The organism is Lelliottia sp. GFLA7, from assembly GCF_056490165.1.
Map to the genome: position 1 here is coordinate 39,928 of NZ_JBWLAQ010000012.1, position 26,379 is coordinate 66,306.

At 55.0% G+C, this 26,379-nt stretch carries 27 protein-coding genes; 12 read left to right on the top strand and 15 right to left on the bottom strand.

The window, feature by feature from the left end:
• Positions 1-67 precede the first annotated feature (67 nt).
• From rhaS (AC07RN_RS19915) to rhaB, 4 genes are all read right to left on the bottom strand, one after another.
• On the bottom strand, positions 68-1,054 hold the full coding sequence (gene rhaS / locus AC07RN_RS19915) for a rhamnose ABC transporter substrate-binding protein (protein ID WP_015961029.1): 987 nt from the start codon (positions 1,052-1,054) through the stop codon (positions 68-70).
• 82 nt (positions 1,055-1,136) lie between these two features.
• Positions 1,137-1,967 (bottom strand): rhamnulose-1-phosphate aldolase, encoded by an 831-nt coding sequence (gene rhaD / locus AC07RN_RS19920; RefSeq protein WP_235134326.1) that lies wholly within the window; start codon positions 1,965-1,967, stop codon positions 1,137-1,139.
• A 241-nt stretch (positions 1,968-2,208) separates the two neighbouring features.
• The gene (gene rhaA, locus AC07RN_RS19925; RefSeq protein ID WP_015961027.1) at positions 2,209-3,468 is read right to left on the bottom strand and encodes an L-rhamnose isomerase; all 1,260 of its coding nucleotides are present in this window, start codon (positions 3,466-3,468) and stop codon (positions 2,209-2,211) included.
• Positions 3,465-4,934 carry a rhamnulokinase gene (gene rhaB, locus AC07RN_RS19930; RefSeq protein ID WP_478337131.1) on the bottom strand — a complete coding sequence of 490 codons (1,470 nt, stop codon included), beginning with the start codon at positions 4,932-4,934 and terminating at the stop codon, positions 3,465-3,467. Before rhaB ends, rhaA begins: the two co-directional genes overlap by 4 nt.
• Positions 4,935-5,235: 301 nt before the next feature.
• Between rhaB and rhaS (AC07RN_RS19935) the strand changes: the two genes are divergently transcribed.
• Positions 5,236-6,072, top strand: coding sequence for an HTH-type transcriptional activator RhaS (gene rhaS, locus AC07RN_RS19935; RefSeq protein ID WP_478337132.1), 837 nt, complete (start codon positions 5,236-5,238; stop codon positions 6,070-6,072).
• A 72-nt stretch (positions 6,073-6,144) separates the two neighbouring features.
• Complete coding sequence (gene rhaR, locus AC07RN_RS19940; protein WP_407438756.1) at positions 6,145-6,993, top strand: HTH-type transcriptional activator RhaR; 849 nt, start codon at positions 6,145-6,147, stop codon at positions 6,991-6,993.
• Here rhaR and rhaT read toward each other — a convergent pair whose 3' ends face one another.
• A complete protein-coding gene (rhaT, locus tag AC07RN_RS19945) occupies positions 6,994-8,028 on the bottom strand; it encodes an L-rhamnose/proton symporter RhaT (protein WP_235134323.1) in 1,035 nt (344 codons plus the stop codon). It lies immediately after the preceding gene.
• A gap of 286 nt (positions 8,029-8,314) precedes the next feature.
• Here rhaT and sodA point away from each other — a divergent pair, with 286 nt between their 5' ends.
• Both sodA and yiiM read left to right on the top strand, forming a co-directional pair.
• Positions 8,315-8,935, top strand: a complete 621-nt coding sequence (gene sodA, locus AC07RN_RS19950; RefSeq protein WP_015961022.1) for a superoxide dismutase [Mn] — start codon at positions 8,315-8,317, stop codon at positions 8,933-8,935.
• Between the two features lie 74 nt (positions 8,936-9,009).
• The gene (gene yiiM, locus AC07RN_RS19955; RefSeq protein ID WP_478337133.1) at positions 9,010-9,684 is read left to right on the top strand and encodes a 6-hydroxyaminopurine reductase; all 675 of its coding nucleotides are present in this window, start codon (positions 9,010-9,012) and stop codon (positions 9,682-9,684) included.
• A gap of 355 nt (positions 9,685-10,039) precedes the next feature.
• Here yiiM and cpxA read toward each other — a convergent pair whose 3' ends face one another.
• Together cpxA and cpxR are read right to left on the bottom strand one after the other, a co-directional pair.
• Entirely contained in the window at positions 10,040-11,413 is a 1,374-nt protein-coding gene (cpxA, locus tag AC07RN_RS19960; protein WP_015961020.1) for an envelope stress sensor histidine kinase CpxA, read from the bottom strand.
• On the bottom strand, positions 11,410-12,108 hold the full coding sequence (cpxR, locus tag AC07RN_RS19965; protein ID WP_015961019.1) for an envelope stress response regulator transcription factor CpxR: 699 nt from the start codon (positions 12,106-12,108) through the stop codon (positions 11,410-11,412). The genes cpxA and cpxR overlap by 4 nt, the downstream gene beginning before the upstream one ends.
• Before the next feature lie 149 nt (positions 12,109-12,257).
• Between cpxR and cpxP the strand changes: the two genes are divergently transcribed.
• The 6 genes from cpxP to AC07RN_RS19995 all read left to right on the top strand — a co-directional run bounded on the left by cpxP (position 12,258) and on the right by AC07RN_RS19995 (position 18,356).
• On the top strand, positions 12,258-12,758 hold the full coding sequence (gene cpxP / locus AC07RN_RS19970) for a cell-envelope stress modulator CpxP (protein WP_015961018.1): 501 nt from the start codon (positions 12,258-12,260) through the stop codon (positions 12,756-12,758).
• 153 nt (positions 12,759-12,911) lie between these two features.
• Complete coding sequence (gene fieF, locus AC07RN_RS19975; RefSeq protein ID WP_015961016.1) at positions 12,912-13,814, top strand: CDF family cation-efflux transporter FieF; 903 nt, start codon at positions 12,912-12,914, stop codon at positions 13,812-13,814.
• A gap of 222 nt (positions 13,815-14,036) precedes the next feature.
• Positions 14,037-14,999 carry a 6-phosphofructokinase gene (gene pfkA / locus AC07RN_RS19980; protein ID WP_015961015.1) on the top strand — a complete coding sequence of 321 codons (963 nt, stop codon included), beginning with the start codon at positions 14,037-14,039 and terminating at the stop codon, positions 14,997-14,999.
• A gap of 137 nt (positions 15,000-15,136) precedes the next feature.
• On the top strand, positions 15,137-16,126 hold the full coding sequence (locus AC07RN_RS19985) for a sulfate ABC transporter substrate-binding protein (protein ID WP_015961014.1): 990 nt from the start codon (positions 15,137-15,139) through the stop codon (positions 16,124-16,126).
• A gap of 108 nt (positions 16,127-16,234) precedes the next feature.
• Positions 16,235-16,978 carry a CDP-diacylglycerol diphosphatase gene (locus tag AC07RN_RS19990; protein WP_186754881.1) on the top strand — a complete coding sequence of 248 codons (744 nt, stop codon included), beginning with the start codon at positions 16,235-16,237 and terminating at the stop codon, positions 16,976-16,978.
• Between the two features lie 73 nt (positions 16,979-17,051).
• Positions 17,052-18,356, top strand: coding sequence for an SLC13 family permease (locus AC07RN_RS19995; RefSeq protein ID WP_478337134.1), 1,305 nt, complete (start codon positions 17,052-17,054; stop codon positions 18,354-18,356).
• Positions 18,357-18,498: 142 nt separating this feature from the next.
• Here AC07RN_RS19995 and tpiA read toward each other — a convergent pair whose 3' ends face one another.
• Positions 18,499-19,266: a triose-phosphate isomerase gene (tpiA, locus tag AC07RN_RS20000; protein ID WP_478337135.1), complete on the bottom strand. Its 768-nt coding sequence runs from the start codon at positions 19,264-19,266 to the stop codon at positions 18,499-18,501.
• A 111-nt stretch (positions 19,267-19,377) separates the two neighbouring features.
• The gene (locus AC07RN_RS20005; protein ID WP_478337136.1) at positions 19,378-19,974 is read right to left on the bottom strand and encodes a DUF1454 family protein; all 597 of its coding nucleotides are present in this window, start codon (positions 19,972-19,974) and stop codon (positions 19,378-19,380) included.
• A 112-nt stretch (positions 19,975-20,086) separates the two neighbouring features.
• Between AC07RN_RS20005 and AC07RN_RS20010 the strand changes: the two genes are divergently transcribed.
• The gene (locus AC07RN_RS20010; RefSeq protein WP_015961009.1) at positions 20,087-20,506 is read left to right on the top strand and encodes a DUF805 domain-containing protein; all 420 of its coding nucleotides are present in this window, start codon (positions 20,087-20,089) and stop codon (positions 20,504-20,506) included.
• Here the strand turns inward: AC07RN_RS20010 and fpr are convergent, their stop codons facing one another.
• The 4 genes from fpr to AC07RN_RS20030 all read right to left on the bottom strand — a co-directional run bounded on the left by fpr (position 20,507) and on the right by AC07RN_RS20030 (position 24,955).
• Positions 20,507-21,253, bottom strand: coding sequence for a ferredoxin--NADP(+) reductase (gene fpr, locus AC07RN_RS20015; protein ID WP_478337137.1), 747 nt, complete (start codon positions 21,251-21,253; stop codon positions 20,507-20,509).
• A gap of 96 nt (positions 21,254-21,349) precedes the next feature.
• Positions 21,350-22,360: a class II fructose-bisphosphatase gene (gene glpX, locus AC07RN_RS20020; protein ID WP_015961007.1), complete on the bottom strand. Its 1,011-nt coding sequence runs from the start codon at positions 22,358-22,360 to the stop codon at positions 21,350-21,352.
• 219 nt (positions 22,361-22,579) lie between these two features.
• Complete coding sequence (gene glpK / locus AC07RN_RS20025) at positions 22,580-24,088, bottom strand: glycerol kinase GlpK (RefSeq protein WP_015961006.1); 1,509 nt, start codon at positions 24,086-24,088, stop codon at positions 22,580-22,582.
• A 21-nt stretch (positions 24,089-24,109) separates the two neighbouring features.
• Complete coding sequence (locus AC07RN_RS20030; protein WP_015961005.1) at positions 24,110-24,955, bottom strand: MIP/aquaporin family protein; 846 nt, start codon at positions 24,953-24,955, stop codon at positions 24,110-24,112.
• 453 nt (positions 24,956-25,408) lie between these two features.
• Between AC07RN_RS20030 and zapB the strand changes: the two genes are divergently transcribed.
• Complete coding sequence (gene zapB, locus AC07RN_RS20035) at positions 25,409-25,654, top strand: septal ring assembly protein ZapB (RefSeq protein WP_190275359.1); 246 nt, start codon at positions 25,409-25,411, stop codon at positions 25,652-25,654.
• Here the strand turns inward: zapB and AC07RN_RS20040 are convergent, their stop codons facing one another.
• Entirely contained in the window at positions 25,655-25,813 is a 159-nt protein-coding gene (locus AC07RN_RS20040) for a hypothetical protein (protein ID WP_478337138.1), read from the bottom strand. It lies immediately after the preceding gene.
• Between the two features lie 29 nt (positions 25,814-25,842).
• Positions 25,843-26,328, bottom strand: a complete 486-nt coding sequence (gene rraA / locus AC07RN_RS20045; protein ID WP_015961003.1) for a ribonuclease E activity regulator RraA — start codon at positions 26,326-26,328, stop codon at positions 25,843-25,845.
• Positions 26,329-26,379: the final 51 nt, after the last annotated feature.

A 26,379-nucleotide genomic window follows, 5' to 3' on the forward strand; every position in this document is an offset into this window, starting at 1 on the left:
ACCCCGGCCCTCTCCCACAGGGAGAGGGGGTTAACGTTCCCTTTTCCTTTGGGAGAGGGTGAGGGGATTAGAAAATCTTAGAGAACTTATCAATGTTGCTGGCATCGTAGACGAACGGCTCAGCCATCGCGCCGCTGCCGTCGGCATCCAGCTTCACTTTGCCCAGTTTGCCCATGCTGGCTTCATCTTTGGTGGCGGTGCCTTTCACCAGATCGTCCGCCAGATAGGTTGCGGCATAGCCGAGATCGATGGGGTTCCAGATGGCGAAGCTTTTGCTCGCGCCGGATTTCACCGCGCCCGCCATTTCAGACGGCAAGCCCAGACCGGTGACATACACTTTGCCGATTTTGCCCTGGTCTTTCACTGCCTGCGCGGCAGCGACAATGCCGACGGAGGATGGCGAGACAATCACTTTCAAATCAGGATAGGTTTTCAGCAGGCCAACCGCTTCGCGGTAGCTTTTGTCAGAGAGATCGTCGCCGTAGGCCACGGTCACCAGATTGACGGACGGGTACTTCGGCAGCACCTTTTTCATCTCGGCAATCCAGGTGTTCTGGTTGGTGGAGGTGGGTGTCGCGCTCAGTACCGCCACATCCCCTTTTTCCACGTTCAGGGCTTTCAATGCATCTGCCGCCAGCTTGACGTTGGTTTCGCCGATCAGCGCGTTATTAGAAGGATTCAGATGGATCTGACGCCCGGCTTTTGCCACGCCAGAATCCCACGACACCACTTTGATGCCGCGCTGCATAGCTTTCTTGAGTACCGGAACCAGGGCATCCGGATCGTTAGCGGAAATGGCGATCGCATCGACACCTTGTGCGATCAACCCGTTCAGCACTTCGATCTGCGCTTCGGCGGTGGTCGTCGTTGGACCGGTGTAAATCACTTTGACATCACCTAACTCTTTGGCCGCCTCCTGCGCGCCGACGTTCGCGGCTTCGAAGAATCCATTTCCGAGGGATTTCGCCACCAGGGCGATTTTAACTTCTGCTACTGCGGAACCGGACAACGCCAGAGCGGCAACGGTGAGGATTAAGCTTAGTTTTATTTTCATTGCTTTTACTCCACTGAATAAGTGATTTGTGTAGGGATTGCAGGTGGTTTCGCCCCGTCTCAGTGAGCGGGGCGCGATGTTCTTATTTGTACAGCTCTAACGCCGATTTCATCGGGGTCACGCCAAAGCGTTTGCCCAGTGCAATCAGTTCTTCCTGAGTAATGGTCTGTTTCATTCCGCCCATGGAATAGACTTTGACTAACACTTCGGCGGATTTCTCGGCGGTATCGATCAGGCCAAAGGCTTCATCCAGCGTTGGACCGCTGCCGAACACACCGTGGAACGGCCACAGCACCAACGAATGTTTTTGCATGTCTTGCGCCGTCGCCTGGCCGATCTCGTCGGTACCCGGCACCATCCACGGCAAAATGCCCACGCCGTCCGGGAACACCACCAGACATTCGGTGCTGCCTTCCCACAGTTTGCGGGTGATAAACGCGCTGTCGTTCTCCAGCACGTAAGTCAGTGCGATCAGGTTGGTGGCATGACAGTGCATGATCACGCGGTCTTTCCCATCGGTCGCTTTGATACGTTCGCAGTGGGATAGGAAATGCGCTGGCAGCTCAGACGTCGGTACCGCTTCGTTCGTCAGCCCCCAAAGAATGTGGTAGCCCGCGCCGTCGCTGTCCACTTTTACCACGCCTAAATTCGCGGTCGGATCGAGCTGCACGTTGCGGAAGAATTTACCGGAGCCGGTGACGATAAACGCCGTGTTGGCGAGCAGCGGCATCGGCTGGCTCAGCGCGATATAGCGCGGCTTGTGGTGAAAATCTGCTTCAAACGGGGCGATATCCGCATCGTCAAGACGCAGCGTCAGGTTGCCGCCGTTGCGCTCGTCCCAGCCTTTCAGCCAGGCGTCGGTGGTAGCTTTAATCATGCCCTGGACGAACCAGGCGTTGGTGATGGTCTGCATAGTTTCTCTTTCCTTCAAAGTGCCGGGTGGCGCTGCGCTTACCCGGCCTACAAAATCTGATATTCGGTGAGGCCTGATGCCCTCACCCTAGCCCTCTCCCACAGGGAGAGGGGACTGTTCGGTGCGGTCTTCTCCCTCTCCATTTGGTGGAGGGCCACTCGGTCTTCTCCCTCTCCCTTTTGGTGGAGGGGCGCTCGGTTTTCTCCCTCTCCCTGTGGGAGAGGGCGGGGTGAGGGCAAAATTACCCGCGCTGGCTCAACACCTCTTTCTCATATGCCCGCACGTTGTCCAGCCACTGGCTACCGGCTGGCGCGTCGTTGCGCTGGCAGTACATTTCCCAGATGGCCTGCCACGGCAGGGATTTTTGCTCTTCCAGCAGCGCCAGACGCGCGGTGTAATCGCCGTTTTCTTCGAGCTGTTTCAGTGCAGCCGTAGGCTCAAGCAGCGCGCGCAGCAGGGCTTTTTTCATGTTGCGCGTACCAATCACCCACGCGGCGATGCGGTTGATCGAGGCGTCAAAGAAGTCGAGCCCAATGTGCACGCGGTCGAACAGATCGTGACGGATGATTTCGCTGGCGATGGCCTGGGTTTCGTCATCCAGCAGCACCACGTGGTCACTGTCCCAACGCACCGGACGGCTGACGTGCAGCAGCAGGCGCGGCACGTAGAGCATGGCGGCAGAGATTTTGTCGGAGATCACTTCCGTTGGATGGAAGTGGCCGGCATCCAGGCACAGCGCGGTCTGGCGGCTGGTGGCGTAACCCATGTAGAACTCATTTGAGCCAACGGTGTAGCTCTCCGCGCCGATACCGAACAGTTTGCTTTCCACGGCATCAATGTGATGCGCCGGATTTATCTTTTCGCTGATGATCTCATCGAGCGCCGCCAGCAGGCGCTGGCGTGGGGCCAGACGGTCGACGGTGATGTCTTTCATGCCGTCCGGGATCCAGATGTTCATCACCGACGGCGTGCCCAACTGTTCGCCAAAATAAGCGGACACGCGGCGGCTGGCCTTGACGTGGTCGATCCAGAACTGGCGAATTTCATCATCTGCGTGAGAGAGAGTAAAACCGTCGGCGCTCAGCGGATGCGAGAAGCAGGACGGATTGAAATCCAGCCCGAGTTTGTTGGCTTTTGCCCACTCAACCCAGTTCTTAAAGTGTTCCGGTTTGATTTCGTTACGCCCGACCGGCTCCGGGGCTTCGTGGTAAATCGCATGCAGATTCAGGCGTTTTGGGCCGGGGATTAAGCTCAGCGCCAGCTCCAGGTCGGCGCGCAGCTCGGTCGCGTTACGCGCTTTACCTGGATAGTTACCGGTGGCCTGAATACCCCCCGTCAGCGCGGCGCCGGTATTTTCAAAGCCTGCGACGTCATCGCCTTGCCAGCAGTGCATGGAAACCGGCAGACGATCGAGCTGACGCAGCGCCTCTTCGACATCCACGCCGACGGCGGCGAAACGCTGTTTAGCCAGTTCCCAGGCTTGTTCAAGTTGAGTGGTCATGCGCAAAGCTCCTTAGTCAGTCGTTTTTGCTGAAACTGCGCTCGGTAGCGGGCAATTTCATGGCAGGAATGAGGGGTAAACGTGGTGAGGGCGTAGTTGCCCGTGACCACGGTGCGGAAATCGTCCACGTTGGTGAGTTCGTCCAGCGTCATCAACTGGATGCCGATATTGCCGAGCGTGGACGCCTCGACAGGACCCGCCACGACGGTGATCCCGCAGGCGTCGGCGCAAAGCTGATTCAGTAGTTGGTTCTGGCAGCCGCCGCCCACGATGTGTAACTGGCTGAACGGTTTACCGCGCAGCGTTGCCAACTCCTGCAGCACGTCGGCATACAGCAGGGCGAGGCTGTCGAAAATACATCGCGCCAGTTCAGTTGGAGTGTTAGGAACAGGCTGGTTTGTTTCGCGACAGGCGGCCTGGATTTCGGCGCTCATATTGGCCGGATTGATAAAGCGATCGTCGTTCGGGTTGATCACGAAACGACACGCCGCCAGCGCTTCGGTATCGGTTATCAGCGTCGACAGGTCGGAGACGTTTTGCTCTTTCAGCACGCGCTGGAGCAGCCACAGCCCCATGATATTTTTCAGCACCCGATAGCGGCCTTCCGCGCCACCTTCGTTGGTGATGTTGGCAGCCAGCGCCGCATCGCTGGTGTACGGCGTTTTGCTCTCAAAACCCATCAGCGACCAGGTGCCGGACGAGAGATACGCCGCGTCTTTACTGGCGAGCGGAGAGGCTATCACGGCGCTGGCGGTGTCGTGGCTTGCTACCGCGACAACGGGGATTTGATTGCCCAGCGGGCAAATCCAGTGACCGATCACATTGCCGGGATGCGTCGGCGTGCCAAACCAGGCGGCGGAGACGCCGGTCCAGTTGAGCAGGCTTTCATCCCAGTTATCCGAGTTGATGTTGACCAACTGCGTGGTGGTGGCGTTGGTGTATTCCCAGTTCATATTGCCGGTCAGGCGATAGCTGAAGTAGTCCGGGATCAGCAGCGCATGAGCGACGTTTTTAATCAACTCTGGCTGCTGTTCCGCCAGCGCACGCAGCTGATACAGCGTGTTGAACGGTAAAAACTGAATGCCGCTGCGCCCGTAGATATCCGCTTTGCCGAGCTGTTCAATGGCGCGGGCCATCACGCCGTCGGTGCGGCTGTCTCGATATGACACCGGCAAACCGATGCGCGCGCCGTCGCGGTCCAGCAGGACGTAATCCACGCCCCAGGTATCAATCCCGATACTGTCAATCAGAATGCCTTCTTCGCAGACCTTGTTCAGTCCAGTGCGGATTTCAGCTTCCAGGCTGTCAATATCCCAGGTGTCCACGCCGACCTGTTTTTGCAGGCAGTTAACAAAACGGTGGATCTCGCGAAGAGTCAGCGTGCGCTGTTCAGGGGTATAGCAGGCCAGCATTACGCGACCGCTGGAGGCGCCTAAATCGACAGCGACACAATGGCGAAGAGTCATGTTCCGGTCCTTCTTTAAGTCATTACCGGAGAGTGTAAGAAAGGAAAGAAAAACAGACCTTCTCGCCACTGACAGCCAAAATCCGCGGCTGGCAAGGAATCAAAGATGAACGTGAGGGAGTTCACAGTTTCCAGTTATGGCGCGGATGTCAGGCCATGTGACGGTTGCCGCATTTCCCGATCTTTCCCGCTGTTTCTTAAAAATCCGACAGGCTTTGCACGCTTTACTGTCGAAAATTGAAGGTGAGAATCGCGGCCCTTAATTACTATTTTGAGAACATTTCTCATTGGTGGTGGCCGTTATGACCGTTCTGCACAGCGTGGATTTTTTCCCTTCCGGACATTCGCCCGTTGCGATTGAGCCGCGCCTGCCACAGGCGGCCTTTCCGGAACATCACCATGATTTTCATGAAATTGTGATTGTTGAGCATGGTACGGGCATTCACGTTTTTAACGGCCAGCCGTACACCATCAGCGGTGGAACGGTCTGTTTTGTTCGCGACCACGACCGGCACATGTATGAACATACCGACAACCTGTGCCTGACGAATGTGCTCTATCGTTCTCCGGATGCGTTCCAGTTTTTATCGGGGCTAAACCAGCTACTGCCGCAGGAAAAAGACGGGCACTATCCGTCGCACTGGCGAGTGAATCAATCCACGCTGCAGCAGGTACGCCAGCTCGTCACCCAGATGGAGCAGGCCGAGGAAAATACCGAATCACATGCGCTCGCCAGCCGTGAACTGACGTTCATGCAACTGCTGGTGCTCCTGCGCCGTAGCAGTCTGGTGGAAGGTCTCGAGAATAACGACGCGCGGCTCAATCAACTGATGGCCTGGCTGGAAGATCACTTTGCCGAAGAGGTGAGTTGGGAGACGGTGGCGGACGTGTTTTCGCTTTCCCTGCGCACTCTGCATCGCCAGCTCAAACAGCACACCGGATTGACGCCGCAGCGCTATCTGAACCGTCTGCGCTTGATCAAAGCCCGCCATCTTTTGCGTCATACGGATGAGAGCGTGACGGACATCGCTTATCGCTGCGGTTTTGGCGACAGTAACCACTTTTCGACGCTTTTTCGCCGGGAGTTTAGCTGGTCACCGCGCGCGATCCGTCAGGGCCGTGATGCGTCACTTCAGTAACGCGAGGCCAATCACCGTTTTTTTATCGCGAACCCGCTAATAATGTTCGGTTATTAGCCGCTGGGGTGTGTCGTGGGCGTTCCGTTAATCCTTCGCAAAACTGATTTTTTTGCCAACGCCGGACAGGCTGTCGCGGTGGCGGACCGCTATCCGCAAAATGTCTTTGCTGAGCATACGCACGAGTTTTGCGAGTTAGTTCTGGTATGGCGCGGCAACGGCCTTCACGTCCTCAACGATCGCCCTTACCGCATTACGCGCGGTGACCTGTTTTATATCCGCGCGGAAGACAAACACTCCTACGCCTCGGTTAACGATCTGGTTTTGCAAAACGTCATTTATTGCCCCGACAGGCTCAAGCTGAACGTTGACTGGGCCAGCAACATTCCTGGCTTTAACGATGCACGCGGCGCGCCGCACTGGCGTTTAAGCAGCAACGGTATGGCGCAGGTCAGGCCCGTTATCACGCAGCTTGAGCAGGAGAGTTTGAAGGCGGATCAGAGTGCGAACGAGATGGCTGAACTGCTGTTCGCCCAACTGGTGATGACGCTCAAACGCTTTCGTTATGCGACCGATAACCCTTCGGCGAACGAGCAAGAGGCGCTGCTGGATAAACTGATTACTGCGCTGGCTGGCAGCCTGAACCGCAGCTTTGTGCTGGAGAAGTTTTGCGAGCAAGAGCAGTGCAGCGAACGCGCCTTGCGCCAGCAGTTCCGCACCCAGACGGGCATGACCGTGAACCACTATTTGCGCCAGTTACGCATTTGCCACGCGCAATATCTGCTGCAACATACGGAGCTGATGGTGAGTGAAGTGGCGATGCGCTGCGGCTTTGAGGACAGTAACTATTTTTCGGTGGTGTTTAACCGGGAGGTAGGGATGACGCCGGTTCAGTGGCGTCATCGCAGTCGAAAAGCAGCGTAGTTAACTCGCCATGCCCAGGCCGACAATGTTGGCGGCAATAATAATCACCACGCAACCCAGACTCAGCACGCCCACCGGACGACGCCCGGCGTTGTTCCACTCTTTTAGCACCAGGCCCACCATCCCGCCGCACAACACGTAGAAGCTCATGTGTAGCATCCAACTCATATAGTCATATTGCGGTGGAATGCTGGCGTGGCCCCAGGCGTAGAAGAAGAACTGCAAATACCACATCAGGCCGCCGAGCGCCGAAAGCAGCACGTTGGTGACGATCAGGGGTTTTGCCAGCGAGAAGTCGGCTTTTACCGACAGATTCTTCACTTTTGCCAGACGAATAAAACAGAAGCCCAGATTGACCAGCGCACCGCCGCCCATGATGACCACATAGCTTGGCAACGCGACGTACAGCGGATCAACGCCGAGCGCGGCAGCGGCTTCGTGCATTGGTTTGGCCGCGTTCATCGCAAACGACATGCCCGCCGAGAAAATGCCGCACATCACCGCCAGCACCAGCCCTTTCCTCAGATTGAAATCCTCGGCGGTGATGCCCATTTTGCGCTCTTTCAACTGACCCGCGCGGGTGACAATCCCCACGCCAATCACCGCCACCAGCACGCCGAGCAGCGTCATTCGACCGCCATGGGTGTTGATCAACACGTCGAAATTACCGTTCAGGATTGGCGTCATCAGCGTGCCGACAATCAGGGTGATCCCGATGGCAATCCCGATCCCCATCGACATGCCCAGATAGCGCATGGTCAGGCCGTAGTTGATATTGCCGATGCCCCACATTGCGCCAAACAGAAAAACGGGCAGCAGCGTCGAGGCGTTAAAGGAGGTGAAGTAGGCCCAGAAATCAGGCAGAAGTATGGCGCTGATGGTCCAGGGCAGGATCAGCCACGAAACCGTACCGCCAACGGACCACATGGTTTCCCATGACCAATGTTTGACCTTTTTAAAGGGGGCATAGAAACAGGCTGCACTGGCTGCGCCTATCAAATGCCAGAAAATACCCATCGTAATCGCATGATTCATTTTTACATCCTCATCGTTTTTATATGTCGTTGGCTTCCCTCCGACCCGATGAGTGTAAAAATTAAGCGGTGAGCGAACCTTCAGAAGGTTGCCGCACTTTTCTTCCAAATGGCAATCAACGCGTTAACCGCGTGAGCAGACTCACAATTTCACGAATGATACAAAAAATAACCTTATAAAAAGTACGGCATTGATAATCATTTTCAATATCATTTAATTAACTATAATGAACCAACTGCTTACGCGGCATTAACAGCTGTGCCGCCCGACAATAATGGAGAGGATTATGAGTTATACACTGCCATCCCTGCCGTATGCCTATGACGCACTGGAACCGCATTTCGACAAGCAGACGATGGAAATCCATCACACTAAACACCACCAGGCTTATGTAAACAACGCGAACGCTGCGCTGGAAAGCCTGCCAGAATTCGCTGAACTGTCCGTTGAAGAGCTGATCACCAAACTGGATCAACTGCCAGCAGACAAGAAAACCGTTCTGCGTAACAACGCTGGCGGTCACGCTAACCACAGCCTGTTCTGGAAAGGCCTGAAAACCGGCACCACCCTGCAGGGCGACCTGAAAGCGGCTATCGAGCGCGATTTCGGTTCTGTGGATGCTTTCAAAGCGGAATTCGAGAAAGCCGCTGCGACCCGTTTCGGTTCTGGCTGGGCTTGGCTGGTTCTGAAAGGCGACAAACTGGCTGTGGTTTCTACCGCTAACCAGGATTCCCCGCTGATGGGTGAAGCCGTTTCTGGCGTGTCTGGTTTCCCAATCGTGGGCCTGGATGTGTGGGAACACGCTTACTACCTGAAATTCCAGAACCGTCGTCCAGACTACATCAAAGCATTCTGGGACGTGGTGAACTGGGACGAAGCAGCCGCGCGTTTCGCTGCTAAAAAATAAGGTTGCATTGACGCCTGTGAGAAGCGAGTCTGATGACTCGCTTTTTTTGTCTCTGCATAAAGGAGCAATGACACATGCGCTATCCAGTTAACGTGTTTACAGGCAAGGTAAGGGATTACGACGGTAGCCGTCCGAGCGCTATCGCCAAAGTGCAGGTCGACGGCGAACTGACCCTGACCGATCTCGGGCTGGCGGGTGACGAACAGGCCGAAAAGAAAATCCACGGCGGGCCTGAGCGCGCGCTGTGCCATTATCCCCGCGAACACTATCTCCATTGGGCGCGTGAATTCCCCGAGCAGGCGGATCTCTTCGTCGCTCCCGCGTTTGGTGAAAACCTGTCGACCGACGGGATGACCGAAAAAGACGTCTTTATCGGCGACATTTATCGCTGGGGCGATGCGCTGATTCAGGTCACGCAGCCGCGTTCCCCATGCTTTAAACTCAACTTCCATTTCGGTATCAGCGATATGTCCTCGCAGATGCAAAGCGCGAGTAAAACCGGCTGGCTGTATCGCGTGGTGCTGGCGGGGCAGGTTTTTGCCGATGCGCCGCTGGAGCTGGCGTCGCGTCTGAGTGATGTGTCGGTTTACGATGCCTGCGCCATTGCCTGGCATATGCCGTTTGATGACGAACAGTACCATCGGCTTTTGTCTGCGGCGGGGCTGTCGACAAGCTGGACCCGAACGATGCAGAAGCGACGAATTGCCCGCAAGATCGAGGATAACTCGCGGAGATTGTGGGGGAAATAGCGCGACTGTTATCCCCTCACCCCTGCCCTCTCCCAAGGGGAGAGGGAGAAAGACTGCACGAAGCCTCCCTTCTCCTGGCGGAGAGGGCGAAAGACTGCACGGAGCCTCCCTTCTCCTGTCGGAGAGGGAGAAAGACTGCACGGAGCCTCCCTTCTCCTGTCGGAGAGGGGAGAAGACTGCACGGAGCCATTCCTTCTCCTGTCGGAGAGGGGAGAAGACTGCACGGAGCCTCCCTTCTCCTTGCGGAGAGGGCGAAACACTGCACGGAGCCATTCCTTTTCCTGTCGGAGAGGGGAAAGACGGCACTGAACCATTCCCTCTCCCTGTGGGAGAGGGGTAGGGTGAGGACAAAGGGCTACGAACGCTTATACAGCGGCAACCACATGGTTAACCGTAATCCTCCCAGCGGGCTGTCGTCGGCTTTAACCCAGCCGCGATGCTGCTGAATGGCGGTTTCGACAATCGCCAGCCCAAGCCCCGTGCCGCCTGACTCGCGATCGCGGGCCTCGTCGGTACGGTAGAACGGACGGAAAATCTGCTCACGATCATCCGGACTCACGCCTGGACCATCGTCGTCCACGTTGATGGTGACCCCATCTTTATCGACCGAAAACGCCACCTCAATTTTCGTGTGCGAGTAGCGCAGGGCATTACGCACGATATTCTCCAGCGCGCTTTCCAGCGTGTTGGGGTTACCGTACAGCGGCCACGGTCCCGGTGGGAAGTTGACGGTAAACGACTTGCCCATCTGTTCGGCTTCGAACGCGGCGTTATCCAGCACCTCATGCCACAGGTGATTGGCTTTCACCGTTTCGCTCACCAGTGCATTTTTTTGCTGATTGCGCGACATCACCAGCAGATCGTTGATCATGCTGTCCAAACGATGCGCTTCCATCTCGATACGTTCCAGCTCCTTGCTTTCACCGCTACGACGACGCAGCAGCGCGGTGCCGAGCTGCAGGCGCGTCAGCGGGGTGCGCAGCTCGTGTGAGATGTCCGACAGCAAACGTTGCTGTGAAGTCATCATCCTTTCAAGTGCGGTGACCATCTGGTTAAAACTGGCTCCAGCGGCAAGGAATTCTTGCGGCCCGGCTTCCAGTTCCGGATGTTGTCGCAGGTTTCCCTGAGCCACTTCATCCGCCGCGTTTTTCAGCTTACGCGCCGGTTTTGCCAGGCTCCACGCCAGCCATAACAGTAGCGGGGAACTCAACAGCATGGTGACAATCAGCAGCAGCAGCGGACGGTCAAACAGCAAGTTGATAAAGTCAGTTTGGGAGCTACTTGCCGGTCGAATCAGATAGAGCTGGTAATTATCTTCCCCATCCCTGATGGAAAATGGCCCTACCATTTCTACCCGACCGTACTTTTTCTTTTGCGGATGATCGGCGTTATCCGCCTGGCCAATGAAGTTACGGATAATTTGCATTTCATTGCGTTCCGCACCGATCACGCGGCCTTCGCTGGTGACCAGCAGCAGGCGTTGTCCGGGCGGCGCCCATTTGTCGATAGCGCGAAACAGCCTGCGCCACCACATCAAATCATTGGGCGGATCGTTTGCCAGTTCAGCTTCTACGTGTTGTTCGATCATCACGCCCTGACGTTGCTCGCTGTCGAGAAGCTCCGTCATCTGGCGTGAGTCGAGTTTTGGCAACATCAAAACCAGCATCAAAACCAGTGCCAGCGTCAGCCAAAAAATGGCGAAGATGCGGGCGGTTAAGCTGCCTATCATGAAGCGGAAACCATCAGATAACCGCGGCCACGTAGGGTTTTAAACCATGGGTGACCATCTTTGCGCTCCGGCAGCTTACGGCGCAGGTTAGAGATGTGCATGTCGATGGCGCGGTCAAACGGCGTAAGACGCTTGCCCAGCACTTCCTGACTCAAATGTTCACGCGATACCACTTGGCCGAGATGCTGCGCCAGCAGATAAAGCAGGGTGAACTCGGTGCCGGTTAATTCCAGCGTGACGCCATCAAAGCTTGCTTCCTGGCGGCCTGGGTTCAGGCTCAGGGAATCCACTTCCAGCGTCGGTGAACTGTTATCGCTATTCTGCTGCTGTTCGCTCCAGTGGGAACGACGCAGAATCGCGCGGATACGCGCTACCAGCTCGCGATCGTTAAACGGTTTAGGTAAATAGTCATCCGCGCCCAGCTCAAGGCCGAGAACGCGATCCAGTTCGCTGCCGCGAGCGGTCAGCATGATTACAGGTGTCTGATAGGTCTGGCGTAGTTCTTTAAGCGTATCGATACCGTTTTTCTTCGGCATCATCACGTCAAGCAAAAGCAAGTCAATGCTGTCGTCCAGGAGACTCAGCGCCTGTTCCCCATCATGGGCAACAATCACGTTGAAACCTTCCATGTCCAGCAGCTCTTTTAGTAGAGATGTAAGCTCTCGGTCATCATCAACTAACAGGATTTTATTCATTGTTTAAATACCTCCGAGGCAGAAATTACGACATCAAGGCTATCTAATCCATGACTTTACGTTGTTTTACACCCCCTGACGCATGTTTGCAGCACGTATCGTAATCTGTCTTCGTTGAATCGCGACACGAAAGATTTTGGGAGCAAGTGATGCGCAAAGTTACCGCTGCCGTCATGGCCTCAACACTGGCGTTTAGTGCTTTAAGCCAGGCTGCTGGAGTCATTACCGGCGTTAACGGGTCCTCAGCTGAGGGCATTACGCAGCACAGTGGCCAAAGCCATATGTTTGACGGCATAAATTTAACTGAACACCAGCGTCAACAGATGCGAGATCTGATGCACAGGGCAAGACACGATCAGCCCCCTGTTAATGTTAGCGAAATAGAGACAATGCACAGCCTTGTCACTGCAGAAAATTTTGACGAAAGCGCTGTACGCGCTCAGGCACAAAAGATGGCGCAGGAACAAGTTGCCCGCCAGGTCGAGATGGCCAGGGTTCGCAACCAAATGTTCCACCTGCTATCGCCCGAGCAGCAAGCGGTTTTGAACGAGAAACATCAGCAACGAATGGATCAGTTGCGTGAGGTTGCCCGGATGCAACAAAGCTCTGATATGACGCTTTTCAGTAGCAATACCCGTAGTAACCAGTAGACCCTGTTTTCCTTGCCATAGACACCATCCCTGTCTTCCCCCTCATGATGAGGGGGTTTTTTTTGCCTTTCATTCTGATTTGTTAACCGTTTATTCATGCTTTACCTCCTGATGCATCCGTTATACTAGCGGCAGGGCATGACAGGAGCGTGTATGAATCAATCCTATGGCCGGCTGGTGAGCCGCGCCGCAATCGCCGCGACGGTCATGGCGTCGTGTTTGCTAATCATCAAAATCTTTGCGTGGTGGTACACCGGCTCGGTCAGTATTCTGGCGGCACTGGTGGATTCCCTCGTCGACATCGCCGCGTCGTTAACCAATCTGCTGGTGGTGCGCTATTCTCTGCAACCTGCGGATGATGAACACACGTTTGGCCACGGCAAAGCAGAATCGCTCGCCGCGCTGGCGCAAAGTATGTTTATTTCGGGCTCCGCGTTATTTCTCTTTTTGACCGGTATTCAGCATTTGGCCTCGCCCGTCCCCATGAAAGATCCGGGTGTTGGCGTGGTCGTGACGGTTATAGCACTTATTAGCACAATTGTTCTGGTAACGTTCCAACGCTGGGTGGTTCGCAAAACGCAAAGTCAGGCGGTACGGGCAGATATGCTTCATTATCAGTCTGATGTTATGATGAATGGTGCGATTCTTGTTGCGCTCGGACTCGCATGGTATGGATGGCATCGTGCCGACGCAATATTTGCGTTAGGGATTGGGATCTATATTTTATACAGCGCCTTGCGAATGGGTTATGAGGCTGTGCAATCGCTTCTTGACCGCGCGCTGCCCGATGCAGAACGAGCAGACATCTTTGATATCGTCACCTCCTGGCCGGGCGTCAGTGGTGCTCACGATCTTCGTACGCGGCAGTCAGGGCCGACCCGCTTTATTCAGATTCATTTAGAAATGGAAGATAACCTGCCGCTGGTTCAGGCGCATGTGATTGCTGAGCAGGTTGAACAGGCGATTTTGCAGCGTTTCCCGGGGTCGGACGTCATTATTCACCAGGATCCCTGCTCAGTCGTACCAGGACATTTGAGCTTTCGTAATTCGTTGTAAAAAAGTGAGCCAGGCCAGCATTTTGTGGATAAATTACCACCATTGGGGCTGACCTGAATCAATTCAGCTGGAAGTGGTTGATATACTATTTGCAGTATTGGTTGGTTGAATCGACCCGTTATATTTCAAGTTGCCCGTGCTTTCCTGCAAATTGAAATATTTCGGGTATAGACCTCTTCCGGCAACAGATTTCATTTTGCATTCCTAAGTTCAGAGGTAGTCATGATTAAGAAAATCGGTGTGTTGACAAGCGGCGGTGATGCCCCAGGCATGAACGCGGCAATTCGTGGTGTTGTGCGTGCAGCGTTGACGGAAGGTCTGGAAATTTTTGGCGTTTATGACGGCTACCTGGGTCTGTATGAAGACCGTATGGTTCAGCTCGATCGCTACAGCGTATCTGACATGATTAACCGTGGCGGTACTTTCCTCGGTTCCGCGCGCTTCCCGGAATTCCGCGAAGAGCACATCCGTCAGGTGGCTATCGAAAACATGAAAAAACGCGGCCTGGACGCGTTAGTGGTTATCGGCGGTGACGGTTCTTATATGGGCGCAAAACGCCTGACTGAAATGGGCTTCCCATGTATCGGTCTGCCGGGCACCATCGATAACGACATCAAAGGCACCGACTACACCATTGGTTTCTTTACTGCCCTCGGTACTGTTGTTGAAGCGATTGACCGTCTGCGTGACACCTCTTCTTCTCACCAGCGTATTTCCATCGTTGAAGTGATGGGCCGTTACTGCGGCGACCTGACCCTGGCTGCGGCAATTGCCGGCGGCTGTGAGTTCATCGTTGTTCCAGAAGTGGAATTCAGCCGTGAAGATCTGGTCAACGAAATCAAAGCCGGTATCGCGAAAGGCAAAAAACACGCCATCGTGGCGATCACCGAACACATCTGTGATGTGGACGAGCTGGCAAAATACATCGAAACCGAGACCAAGCGCGAGACGCGTGCCACGGTTCTGGGTCACATCCAGCGCGGCGGTTCCCCGGGTCCTTACGATCGTATTCTGGCTTCCCGCATGGGCGCATACGCTATCGATCTGCTGCTGCAGGGTCATGGCGGTCGTTGCGTCGGTATTCAGAACGAAAAACTGGTTCACCATGACATCGTTGACGCGATCGAAAGCATGAAGCGTCCGTTCAAAGGTGACTGGCTGGACTGCGCGAAAAAACTGTATTGATAGCAGACACCCCTCTTCCCGTCGGAGAGGGGTGTTTATTCCCCTAAGTTATAGCCAATCTTTTTTTATTCTTTAATGATTGGTTCTCTTTCTGGCACGCTGCATTCATCAAAACACTACTTTAAGAGAGTTGGGCGATGAACAAATGGGGCGTGGGTTTAACGTTATTGCTGGCATCGACCAGCGTTCTGGCAAAAGACATCCAGTTACTGAACGTGTCGTACGATCCGACGCGTGAACTGTACGATCAATACAACAAAGCGTTCGCGGCACACTACAAGCAGGAGACCGGCGATAACGTGGTGATTCGCCAGTCGCATGGCGGCTCCGGTAAACAGGCTACCTCTGTCATTAACGGCATCGAAGCGGATGTGGTCACCCTGGCACTGGCCTACGACGTAGACGCCATCGCTGAGCGCGGTCGTATTGATAAAAACTGGATTAAACGTCTGCCGGACAATTCCGCGCCGTATACCTCCACCATCGTCTTCCTGGTGCGCAAAGGTAATCCGAAACAGATTCATGACTGGAACGATCTGATTAAACCGGGCGTTTCTGTGATCACCCCGAACCCGAAAAGCTCCGGCGGCGCACGCTGGAACTACCTGGCAGCCTGGGGCTACGCGCTGCACCATAACAACGGTGACCAGGCCAAAGCACAGGATTTCGTGAAGTCCCTGTTCAAAAACGTCGAAGTGCTGGATTCCGGCGCGCGCGGCGCAACCAATACCTTCGTAGAACGCGGCATCGGTGACGTGCTGATTGCATGGGAAAACGAAGCGCTGCTGGCAACCCATGAACTGGACAAAGATAAGTTCGAAATTGTCACCCCGAGCGAATCGATTCTGGCGGAACCGACCGTTTCTATCGTCGATAAAGTGGTTGAGAAAAAAGACACCAAAGCGGTGGCCGAAGCCTATCTGAAGTATCTCTACTCTCCGGAAGGCCAGGAGATCGCAGCGAAAAACTTCTATCGTCCACGCGACCCGGAAGTAGCGAAGAAATATGATAGCGCGTTCCCGAAACTGAAGCTGTTCACCATTGACGAAGAGTTCGGCGGCTGGGCGAAAGCGCAGAAAGAGCACTTCTCTAACGGCGGCACGTTCGACCAGATCAGCAAACGCTAAGCGTTCAACCCGCATGACAACAGACCCGGCGCGAGAAATCCGCCGGGTTTTTATTTGGTCATCATTTTGCGTTACTCTTTCGCTTCAACTGGATATCGGGAACGCGTAATGAAAAAACTTATCGTACTGGCGTTGGTCGTCAGTGTGGCTGTAGCGGGCGGCTGGTTCTGGATGAAGTCCGGTAATCCTGACGCACTTCGCCATATCGTTCTCGAACAGTGTGTTCCAAATCAGCAACAGCACCGCAATCCCGCGCCGTGCGCGCAGGTTAAACCGGATGCCGGTTACGTGGTGTTTAAAGATCGCAACGGGCCGCTGCAATATTTGCTGATGCCGACGTACCGTATCAACGGTACCGAAAGCCCGCTGCTGACCGAGCCGCAGACGCCCAATTTCTTCTGGCTGGCGTGGCAATCGCGCAACTTTATGAGCATGAAGCGCGGTACGGAAGTGCCGGACAGCGCCATCGCGCTCACGATTAATTCGCCGACCGGGCGCACGCAAAATCATTTTCATATTCACATCTCCTGCCTGCGTGCTGACGTGCGCGAAAAGCTGGATGCGAATCAGGGACAAATTAGCACGCAGTGGCTGCCGTTTCCTGGCGGACTGGAAGGGCATGAGTATCTTGCGCGACGGGTGACAGAAGCGGAGCTGGTCAAACGCAGCCCGTTTATGATGCTGGCGCAAGAACTGCCACAAGCGCGTGAGCACATGGGGCGGTTTGCCATGGCGATGGCGCAGCAATCCGACGGTTCGTTTGTGCTGCTGGCGACCGAGCGAAATTTACTGGTACTTAACCGCGCATCGGCTGAGGAATTACAGGATCATCAATGCGATATCCTGAATTGACCCCACCATAAATAGCGTTTACTCGGCCTGCCTGTCGCCGTAGACTTGCTGAAAAAATCGACAGGAGACAGGTATGTCGCTCTGGTTTACTCACCCTCTTTTTCTGCCTTCGCTCATTGTTGGCATCACCATCGTGCTGTGGGCGACCTCGCTCCTGCCTGAATTTATCACCGCGCTGCTGTTCTTTACGGCAGCGATGATCGCCAAAATTGCCCCAGCGGATGTCATTTTTGGGGGCTTTGCGTCATCGGCATTCTGGCTGGTCTTTAGCGGATTTGTGCTCGGTGTGGCGATTCGCAAAACCGGCCTGGCGGACAGGGCGGCGCGAGCGCTATCGGCAAAACTGACCGATTCGTGGCTGTTGATGGTAGCAAGCGTGGTGCTGCTGAGTTATGCCCTGGCGTTTGTGATGCCGTCGAACATGGGGCGCATCGCGCTGCTGATGCCGATTGTGGCGGCGATGGCTAAACGTGCCAGCATCGCGGACGGCTCCCGCGCGTGGTTTGGTCTGGCGTTGGCGGTGGGTTTCGGGACCTTCCAGCTTTCCGCGACTATTTTGCCCGCTAACGTACCGAATCTGGTGATGAGCGGCGCGGCGGAAGGTTCATACGGCATCCATCTGAACTACGTGCCTTATCTCCTGCTGCACACGCCGGTGCTCGGCATTCTAAAAGGGCTGATTCTGATTGGGCTGATCTGCTGGCTGTTCCCCGGCTCACCCAAACATCCGCAGGAGGTTTCTGCGCCTGAACCGATGGGGCGCGATGAGAAACGGCTCGCCTGGCTTCTGGCGGTAGTGCTTGTGATGTGGGTGACGGAGAGCTGGCATGGAATTGGCCCGGCGTGGACCGGGCTGGCGGCATCGCTGGTGGTGATGCTCCCGCGCATCGGTTTTATTTCCGGTGAGGAGTTTTCGGCGGGCGTGAATATGCGTACCTGCATCTACGTGGCGGGTATTTTGGGGCTGGCTATCACCGTCACGCAGACGGGAATTGGGAGCGCCGTAGGAGAGGCGTTGCTTCACCTGATGCCGTTGGACGCGGATAAGCCTTTCACCAGTTTCCTGGCGCTCACGGGTATCACCACGGCGCTTAACTTCATCATGACCGCCAACGGCGTTCCGGCGCTGTACACCACGCTGGCGCAGAGTTTTTCCGATGCGACCGGTTTCCCGCTGCTGTCGGTGATTATGATTCAGGTGTTGGGTTATTCCACGCCGCTGTTGCCGTATCAGGCATCGCCGATTGTGGTGGCGATGGGACTTGGGAAAGTGCCTGCAAAGGCGGGAATGATGCTGTGTCTGGCGCTGGCAGTGGCGACCTATGTGGTCCTGTTGCCGCTCGATTACTTATGGTTTAGCGTGCTGGGGAAATTATAGATTCTGCGCTGTGTTTCCCCTCACCTTGGCCCTCTCACAATGGGAGAGGGAGAAACCTTTCAGGCATTTATCTCGCCACTCGGGAAAGAAGACGCTGAACGGTTTCCTCTCCCTTGTTGGGAGAGGGTGAGGGGACAAGCCATTACGCCTGTTTAGCGGCTTCTGCTGCTTTAACGATCACCGCGAAAGCGTCAGCTTTCAGGGAAGCACCGCCAACCAGCGCGCCGTCGATGTCCGGCTGGGTGAACAGCTCAGCAGCGTTTGCCGCGTTAACGGAACCGCCGTACTGAATGATCACTTGCTCAGCCACTTTCGCGTCGGCTTTCGCAATGTGGTCACGGATAAATTTGTGAACAGCCTGTGCCTGCGCAGGGGTCGCAGATTTGCCAGTACCGATTGCCCATACCGGTTCGTAAGCGATAACCACGCCTTCGAACGCGCTCGCGCCCTGAGTTTTTAGCACAGCATCGATCTGACGTGCGCACACTTCTTCGGTTTTGCCTGCTTCGTTTTCTGCTTCGGTTTCACCAATGCACAGAACCGGGATCAGACTCTGCTCTTTCAGCACTGCGAATTTCTTCGCGATCAGCTCGTCAGACTCTTTGTGATAAGTACGACGCTCAGAGTGGCCGATGATGATGTATTTTGCGCCGATATCTTTCAGCATTTCAGCGGAGGTTTCGCCGGTGAATGCGCCAGAGAGGTTAACGTCAACGTTCTGTGCACCCAGAACGATGTGGCTGCCGTCAGCAGCGTGTTTAGCCAGATCCAGATAAATGTCTGGTGGAGCGATCGCTACAGCACAGCCTGTCACGCCAGCCAGCTCTTTACGCAGGTTCGCGATCAGCTCGTTTACCATGTGGCGGCTGCCGTTCAGTTTCCAGTTACCCATCACTAAAGGATGTCGCATTTCAATTCTCCACGCTACTAAAGCGAATTAAGGATTATGGCCGCCCTGACGGGCAGCATGGTCTGTGAATCAGTATAGAGATTTTCCCTCGAAAGGCTTTGCTTTTTGTCATTAATTCGCCCCTCCGAGTGTGTGAGATAGCGCCAGCTTAATCGGTTCAACGGCGAAGGTCAGCCCCTTTTCGCCGTGATCTGCGACCACATAGCGAATCGCGCCGTCTGTTTCGGCGTAGTAACGTTTGTTTTTACCGGCGGTCAGCAATTTTTGCAGTTTTTGCTGGCTTTGCGCTTTGGTCAAAATCGGGGTGAAGGCGCGCAAAATCGCGCTCATGTACTCCAGCGCTTTGGCTTTGGCGGCTTTCTGTTCCGGGCCTTGAATCGGCAGCCAGGTGATTTGCATGCTTTTGATTTTTAACGTGCCGCGTTCAAGCGCAGTCGAGGCGTACAGATTTTCGTTAATTTTACTGGCCGCACGCGTCAGGGTAGGCGTGTCTTTTGCGCCGTCTATCGCGCGAAACTCACCCAGCGCGAGTGTGGGATTATCTTTGTTGAACGTTTCGCGGAACTGACTGATCGATTGATCGAATGACGGCGCGCCTTGCAGAAGATACGGCGCAGTCGCAGGGGGAGAGGCGTCATTGGCGTGCAGGGAAAAGCTGGTGCTCAGCATCGTTAAACACAGCAGAATCGGGTGAGTCCATCTTTTCATCAATATTATCCCTGGCGGTCATTGCTCATGATTAAAACGATATCTGCCCGGCTTGTCAAAAGGTCGGCACTCCAGGGTAAACTACGCGGCAGACGATAATAAGGAACCTGACATGACCATACAGCAGTGGCTGTTTTCATTCAAAGGGCGTATTGGACGCCGTGATTTCTGGATTTGGATCGTGACGTGGATTGTCGCGATGCTGGTGCTTTTCGGCCTGGCCTACAGCAACTGGCTGGGCACCCAAACGGCAGCGTTTGCGCTGGTGTGTCTGCTGTGGCCAACGGCTTCCGTGATCGTTAAACGTCTGCATGACAGGGGCCGTTCCGGTTTGTGGGCACTGCTGATCCCTCTGGCGTGGATGCTGGTGGCGGGTCACTGGGCGATACTCCCGTCGGTCCTACCTTGGGTGGTAGGGAAACTCATTCCGACGGTGATTTTTGTCATGACTATCATCGATCTGGGCGCGTTCGTGGGCACCCAGAGCGAGAATAAATACGGCAAGGACACGCTGGACGTGAAGTTCCGCTAATTACCAGTAGTGTTCAGCAGTCATATGGCCCGGTCGGCGGCGCAAATGTTTGGTCATCTGCCGGGAGTCTTTCAGCAACTGCTGGGTATCACGCACCATCTGCGGGTTGCCGCAGAGCATCACGTGGCTGGTTTCCGCATTCATCTGTAAACCCACGGCGGATTCAAGTTCACCGCTTTCAATCAGCGCCGGAACGCGTCCGGTGAGCGCACCATCAACCGTTTCACGGCTGACCACCGTCTGGATTTTCAACTTTCCTGCGTAGCGTTTTTCAAGCTCCTGCATCAGCGGCAGATAGCTCAGATCGGCGGCGTAGCGTGCGGCATGCACCAGAACGATATTTTTGAATCGCTCCAGATCCTTCCCGTATTGCAGAATCGACAGATAAGGGCCGATGGCCGTACCGGTTGCCAGCATCCACAGGGTGTCGCAGTCGGGGATCTCTTCCAGCACAAAGAAACCAGCGGCTTCGCTGACCATCAGAACGTCATCACCGGGCTGAAGCGCAGCCAGGCGCGGGCTGAGTTTGCCGTCAGGAACGGTCACCAGATAAAACTCGAGATCCGGATTGTCCGGCGCATTGACGTAGGAATAGGCGCGCTGCACGCGCTCGCCGTCAATTTCCAGCCCCAGCTTGGCGAATTGCCCGGCCGTGAACGGATGAATGGGGGCATGAACGGTGATACTAAAAAGCGCATCGGTCCAGAACGTTACTTTTGTGACTTTACCTGTTACCCAGTCCGCCATGACGATCTCCTGTGCTGATATCTGTTTCTATCTTCCGTTCTTGCCGGGGAGATTTCCAGCCCAGCGGGGCCGGAAAGCTCTATTGATCAAATCACCTTACAGGATGTGAGTTTGAACATTTGGGTCTTTGCGATCCAGATAATGAATCGACTGGATGCGACGGATAGTGCGTGATTTTCCGCGAATCAGCAGCGTTTCAGTGGTGGCCATATTGCCCTTGCGGGTGATGCCGTCCAGCAGGTCGCCTTTGGTGATACCGGTTGCCGAGAAGATCACGTTATCGCTGCGCGCCATATCATCCAGGGACAGCACTTTATTCGCTTCAATGCCCATCGCTTTGCAGCGCGCCAGCTCCTGTTCGCCGATGCGACGGTTCTCTTCGCTGTCACCCTTCACGTCATGACGAGCCAGCAGGCGACCCTGCATATCACCATCCAGCGCGCGAATCACCGCAGCGGACACTACGCCTTCCGGCGCGCCACCAATGCCGTACAGCACGTCGACTTCGCTGTCTGGCATACAGGTCAAAATAGACGCCGCGACGTCGCCATCCGGAATGGCAAAAACACGCACGCCGAGCTGCTGCATATGCGCAATGGTGACGTCATGGCGCGGTTTGGCGAGAATAGTGACGGTCAGTTCACTGAGCGGTTTACCCAGCGCAGCCGCGACATTACGCAGGTTATCTGCCAGAGGCAGATTGAGATCGATAGCGCCTTTCGCGCCTGGACCGACAATCAGTTTTTCCATGTACATATCAGGCGCGTTGAGGAAGCAGCCTTTATCGCCAACGGCAAGCACCGCCAGCGCGTTCGCCTGGCCCATCGCCGTCATGCGCGTGCCTTCAATCGGGTCGACAGCGATATCCACCGCATCACCGTTGCCGGTGCCCACTTTCTCACCGATGAACAGCATGGGCGCTTCGTCGATCTCGCCTTCGCCAATGACAATGGTCCCGTCAATGTTGACCTGGTTGAGCATAATGCGCATTGCATGAACGGCCGCGCCGTCAGCAATATTTTTGTCGCCACGTCCTAACCACTTATAGCCTGCGAGGGCGGCGGCTTCGGTTACGCGGGAGAATTCGATGGCAAGTTCACGTTTCATGGGGTACTCGTGCAGTCAAAAGGAATTGCACGAAGTTTATCACAGAGTGGGATGGGGTGCGGGTTGATGCGGTGCGGCCTGATGCCCTCACCCCGGACCGTACACCCACGGGGAGAGGTCAGGATTATCATGCGTCGGGCAGGAAAAAAGCGGCAGGTAACGTGTGAGTGAAAACCAGAAAACTCCCTCTCCCATTGGGAGAGGGGAGGGTGAGGGAAATTACTCTTCGTGCTCTTCCCACGCCAGGGCGCGTTTCACCGCTTTTTTCCAGCCGCTGTAGCGATAGTTACGCTCGGTCGTTTCGATACCCGGACGGAATTCACGCTCGATGACCGCTTTTTCCTGCAGCTCATCCAGATTCTGCCAGAAACCAACCGCCAGACCTGCCAGATACGCAGCACCCAACGCGGTGACTTCGCGCACTTCTGGACGCTCAACGCGGGTGCCCAGAATGTCGGACTGGAACTGCATCAGGAAGTTGTTCGCGACCGCGCCGCCGTCCACGCGCAGAGCGTGCAGACGAATGCCGGAGTCGGCTTGCATCGCTTCCAGCACGTCACGCGTCTGGTAGGCGATGGATTCCAGCGTGGCGCGGATGATGTGGTTAGAGTTCACCCCACGCGTCAGGCCGAAAATAGCGCCGCGCGCATACGGGTCCCAGTATGGCGCGCCCAGACCTGTGAATGCCGGCACCACGTATACACCGTTGGTGTCCTTCACTTTGGTGGCGAAGTATTCGGAATCGAACGCATCGCTGATGAGCTTCATTTCGTCGCGCAGCCACTGAATGGATGCCCCCGCCATGAAGACCGCACCTTCCAGCGCATAATTCACTTCGCCGCGTGGGCCGCAGGCGATGGTGGTCAGCAGGCCATTTTCTGATTTCACCGCTTTCTCGCCGGTATTCATCAGCATAAAGCAGCCGGTACCGTAGGTGTTTTTCGCCATCCCTTCTTTCACGCATAGCTGGCCAAACAGCGCAGCCTGCTGGTCACCGGCGATACCGGAGATCGGAATACGCGTGCCGCCTTTACCACCGATGTTGGTCTGGCCGTACACTTCGGATGATTTACGCACTTCTGGCAGCATGGCGCGCGGGATGTCCAGCGCCTCCAGCATTTTGTCATCCCAGTCCAGCTTGTGGATGTTGAACAGCATGGTACGGGAAGCGTTGGTGTAATCGGTAACGTGCACCCGCCCTTGGGTCATCTTCCAGATGAGCCAGGTATCGACGGTACCGAACAGCAGTTCGCCGCGTTTTGCGCGCTCACGGGAACCTTCAACGTGATCCAAAATCCACTTCACTTTGGTGCCTGAGAAGTACGGATCCACCACCAGACCGGTGGTGCTGCGGATGTAATCTTCCATGCCGTCGCGCTTGAGCTTCTCGCAGATTTCGGCCGTACGGCGACACTGCCAGACGATGGCGTTATAGATTGGTTTACCGGTTTCACGTTCCCACACAATCGCGGTTTCACGCTGGTTGGTGATACCAATTGCCGCGATTTCATCGGAACTGATGTCGGCTTTCGCCAGCACTTCGACCAGCGTTGAGCTTTGGGTCGCCCAGATTTCCATTGGATCGTGCTCTACCCAGCCAGGCTTAGGATAGATTTGTTCGAATTCGCGCTGTGACACGCTGACGATATTCGCGTCATGATCCATTACGACAGCGCGGGAGCTGGTAGTGCCCTGGTCGAGCGCAACGATATATTTTTTGTCGGTCATAGTATGTGTCCCGTAGTCAGATTACAGCGAAGCTTTTTGTTGTGCGGTAGAGGTCGTTTCTTTCTCGTCTTCCACACAGGTGTCGCACGGTAAGTGGCGACCAATTAATTTGCGATAGCCGAATGCGCCCAGCGCAGCCCCTGCAATCGGGCCGAACAGCGGCACCAGGAAGTAAGGGATATCTTTGGCACCAGTAAAGGCCACTTCACCCCAGCCCGCAAAGAAGGCGAAGGTTTTCGGACCCAGGTCACGCGCCGGGTTCATCGCAAAGCCCGTCAGTGGACCCATTGATGCGCCGATCACGGCAATCAGTAAACCAATCAACAGTGGAGCCAGTGGGCCGCGCGGAATGCCGTTACCATCATCGCCCAGCGCCATGATAACGCCCATCAGAATAGCGGTAATCACCATCTCAACTGCGAATGCCTGCACAAAATTGATATGCGGGTTTGGATACGTTGAGAAGATACCGGCCAGATCCAGACTTTCGACACTGCCGCGCACCATATGATGCGTCTGTTCGAAGTCGATGAAAAGATTGTAATAAAGCCCGTAAACTAATGCCGCTGCGCAAAAGGCGCCGGCAAATTGAGAAATAATAAACGGCACAACTTTGCGTCCGTCAAAGCATGCGAATAGCCACAACGCGATGGTCACCGCCGGGTTAAGGTGTGCGCCGGAAACCCCTGCAGTCAGGTAAATGGCCATTGCCACGCCCAAACCCCAGATGATGCTGATCTCCCACTGGCCGAAGGTCGCGCCAGCCACTTTCAGGGCAGCAACACAGCCTACCCCAAAGAAAATCAACAACCCGGTACCAAGGAACTCGGCGATGCACTGGCCTTTTAAGGTTGATGTCTGACTCATAATCGGAATCCTGAAGAAAGATGAATGTTTATTGTTAGCGCAGCGACAACGAACAGCCACGATGTCCTGTAGACATGCTGTTAATTTATCGTTAACGAGCAAAAACGAGAAATATCGAAATCAAAATGTGTGTGCTGTGTCAATAAAATGAGCGTTTTCGCGCTATAAAGCGTGTTTTAGCAGCAGTAGAGAAATGTGAGCTGAATCATTTCATTAACTAAAGTATTAACAATTTAGGGGTAGATGGTGCGAATGCACCAGGACCAGACCGAAAAGTGTTGCAAACCGCGATCTGCGCGGCATGCCGCTGGACAGGGGACGCCGCGCTCCATACAATCGACATTAAATATGTTGTGCGCGTTTTACACGCCATTGTTCAGTTTTCCTCCTCCTTGATGAAATGTGAACGATGTAGCGTAAGTTCGAAGCGTCGCCTTGCCATTCAGAAGAGGTATGACCATGTCATTAGAAGTGTTTGAGAAACTGGAATCAAAAGTACAGCAGGCGATCGACACCATCACACTGCTGCAGATGGAAATCGAAGAACTGAAAGAAAAGAACAACGCCCTGGCGCAGGAAGTGCATTCTGCTCAGAACGGTCGTGAAGAGCTCGAGCGCGAAAATCAGCAGCTGCGCGAACAGCAGAACGGCTGGCAGGATCGTCTGCAGGCATTGCTCGGCCGCATGGAAGAAGTTTAATTACGCTTCATCTTTCGCGCCGTAGCGGCGTTGGCTGCGCTCAGCTACCCCAGTCACGTAGTTGACTACGCTCCTGGGGATATCTTCGTTTGCCGCCTTGCTACAACACGAAATCTTAGCGTAATGGCCCGCGTCAAATGCAGGCCAAAGTGAACTCATAAAAAAGGCACCTTTCGGTGCCTTTTTTATTACTCGATATCGAGAGGATCTTCGGAAAGGATGATGCCGGTATTGTCGGCGTAGAGATGGTCGCCGGAGAAGAAGGTGACGCCACCGAAGTTAACGCGCACATCGCTTTCGCCGATGCCTTCGCCTGCGGCACCCACGGGGATAGCTGCAATGGCCTGAATGCCCAAATCCAGCTCTTCCAAATCGTCAACCTGACGGACAGCGCCGTACACCACAATTCCTTCCCACTCGTTTTGCAGGGCCAGACGGGCAAGATCGGCGTCGATTAACGCACGACGGACAGAGCCGCCGCCATCAACCAGCAAAATACGGCCACGGCCATTTTGTTCGAGCAGCTCATACAGCAACCCGTTGTCCTCGAAACATTTTACCGTGATGATTTGTCCGCCAAATGACGACCGTCCCCCAAAGTTGGAAAACAGCGGTTCCACGACGTTGACATCTTCTTGATAGATGTCACAAAGCTCGGAAGTATCGTATTTCATAGGTTTAACGCTCGGTTGCTGCGAATGTGTTCAGTATATCGTGCTAAACGC

What these genes read in the sequence shown, in the direction of transcription:
- AC07RN_RS19995 (WP_478337134.1), top strand. Translation starts at nt 17,052, where the DNA reads ATGTCGCTCTGGTTTACTCACCCTCTTTTTCTGCCTTCGCTCATTGTT.
- AC07RN_RS19985 (WP_015961014.1), top strand. Translation starts at nt 15,137, where the DNA reads ATGAACAAATGGGGCGTGGGTTTAACGTTATTGCTGGCATCGACCAGC.
- pfkA (WP_015961015.1), top strand. Translation starts at nt 14,037, where the DNA reads ATGATTAAGAAAATCGGTGTGTTGACAAGCGGCGGTGATGCCCCAGGC.
- fpr (WP_478337137.1), bottom strand. Translation starts at nt 21,253, where the DNA reads ATGGCGGACTGGGTAACAGGTAAAGTCACAAAAGTAACGTTCTGGACC.
- rhaS (WP_478337132.1), top strand. Translation starts at nt 5,236, where the DNA reads ATGACCGTTCTGCACAGCGTGGATTTTTTCCCTTCCGGACATTCGCCC.
- fieF (WP_015961016.1), top strand. Translation starts at nt 12,912, where the DNA reads ATGAATCAATCCTATGGCCGGCTGGTGAGCCGCGCCGCAATCGCCGCG.
- yiiM (WP_478337133.1), top strand. Translation starts at nt 9,010, where the DNA reads ATGCGCTATCCAGTTAACGTGTTTACAGGCAAGGTAAGGGATTACGAC.
- sodA (WP_015961022.1), top strand. Translation starts at nt 8,315, where the DNA reads ATGAGTTATACACTGCCATCCCTGCCGTATGCCTATGACGCACTGGAA.
- glpX (WP_015961007.1), bottom strand. Translation starts at nt 22,360, where the DNA reads ATGAAACGTGAACTTGCCATCGAATTCTCCCGCGTAACCGAAGCCGCC.
- AC07RN_RS20005 (WP_478337136.1), bottom strand. Translation starts at nt 19,974, where the DNA reads ATGAAAAGATGGACTCACCCGATTCTGCTGTGTTTAACGATGCTGAGC.
- cpxP (WP_015961018.1), top strand. Translation starts at nt 12,258, where the DNA reads ATGCGCAAAGTTACCGCTGCCGTCATGGCCTCAACACTGGCGTTTAGT.
- zapB (WP_190275359.1), top strand. Translation starts at nt 25,409, where the DNA reads ATGACCATGTCATTAGAAGTGTTTGAGAAACTGGAATCAAAAGTACAG.
- rhaD (WP_235134326.1), bottom strand. Translation starts at nt 1,967, where the DNA reads ATGCAGACCATCACCAACGCCTGGTTCGTCCAGGGCATGATTAAAGCT.
- glpK (WP_015961006.1), bottom strand. Translation starts at nt 24,088, where the DNA reads ATGACCGACAAAAAATATATCGTTGCGCTCGACCAGGGCACTACCAGC.
- rhaB (WP_478337131.1), bottom strand. Translation starts at nt 4,934, where the DNA reads ATGACTCTTCGCCATTGTGTCGCTGTCGATTTAGGCGCCTCCAGCGGT.
- rraA (WP_015961003.1), bottom strand. Translation starts at nt 26,328, where the DNA reads ATGAAATACGATACTTCCGAGCTTTGTGACATCTATCAAGAAGATGTC.
- AC07RN_RS20030 (WP_015961005.1), bottom strand. Translation starts at nt 24,955, where the DNA reads ATGAGTCAGACATCAACCTTAAAAGGCCAGTGCATCGCCGAGTTCCTT.
- rhaT (WP_235134323.1), bottom strand. Translation starts at nt 8,028, where the DNA reads ATGAATCATGCGATTACGATGGGTATTTTCTGGCATTTGATAGGCGCA.
- tpiA (WP_478337135.1), bottom strand. Translation starts at nt 19,266, where the DNA reads ATGCGACATCCTTTAGTGATGGGTAACTGGAAACTGAACGGCAGCCGC.
- AC07RN_RS20010 (WP_015961009.1), top strand. Translation starts at nt 20,087, where the DNA reads ATGACCATACAGCAGTGGCTGTTTTCATTCAAAGGGCGTATTGGACGC.
- cpxR (WP_015961019.1), bottom strand. Translation starts at nt 12,108, where the DNA reads ATGAATAAAATCCTGTTAGTTGATGATGACCGAGAGCTTACATCTCTA.
- AC07RN_RS19990 (WP_186754881.1), top strand. Translation starts at nt 16,235, where the DNA reads ATGAAAAAACTTATCGTACTGGCGTTGGTCGTCAGTGTGGCTGTAGCG.
- cpxA (WP_015961020.1), bottom strand. Translation starts at nt 11,413, where the DNA reads ATGATAGGCAGCTTAACCGCCCGCATCTTCGCCATTTTTTGGCTGACG.
- AC07RN_RS20040 (WP_478337138.1), bottom strand. Translation starts at nt 25,813, where the DNA reads ATGAGTTCACTTTGGCCTGCATTTGACGCGGGCCATTACGCTAAGATT.
- rhaS (WP_015961029.1), bottom strand. Translation starts at nt 1,054, where the DNA reads ATGAAAATAAAACTAAGCTTAATCCTCACCGTTGCCGCTCTGGCGTTG.
- rhaA (WP_015961027.1), bottom strand. Translation starts at nt 3,468, where the DNA reads ATGACCACTCAACTTGAACAAGCCTGGGAACTGGCTAAACAGCGTTTC.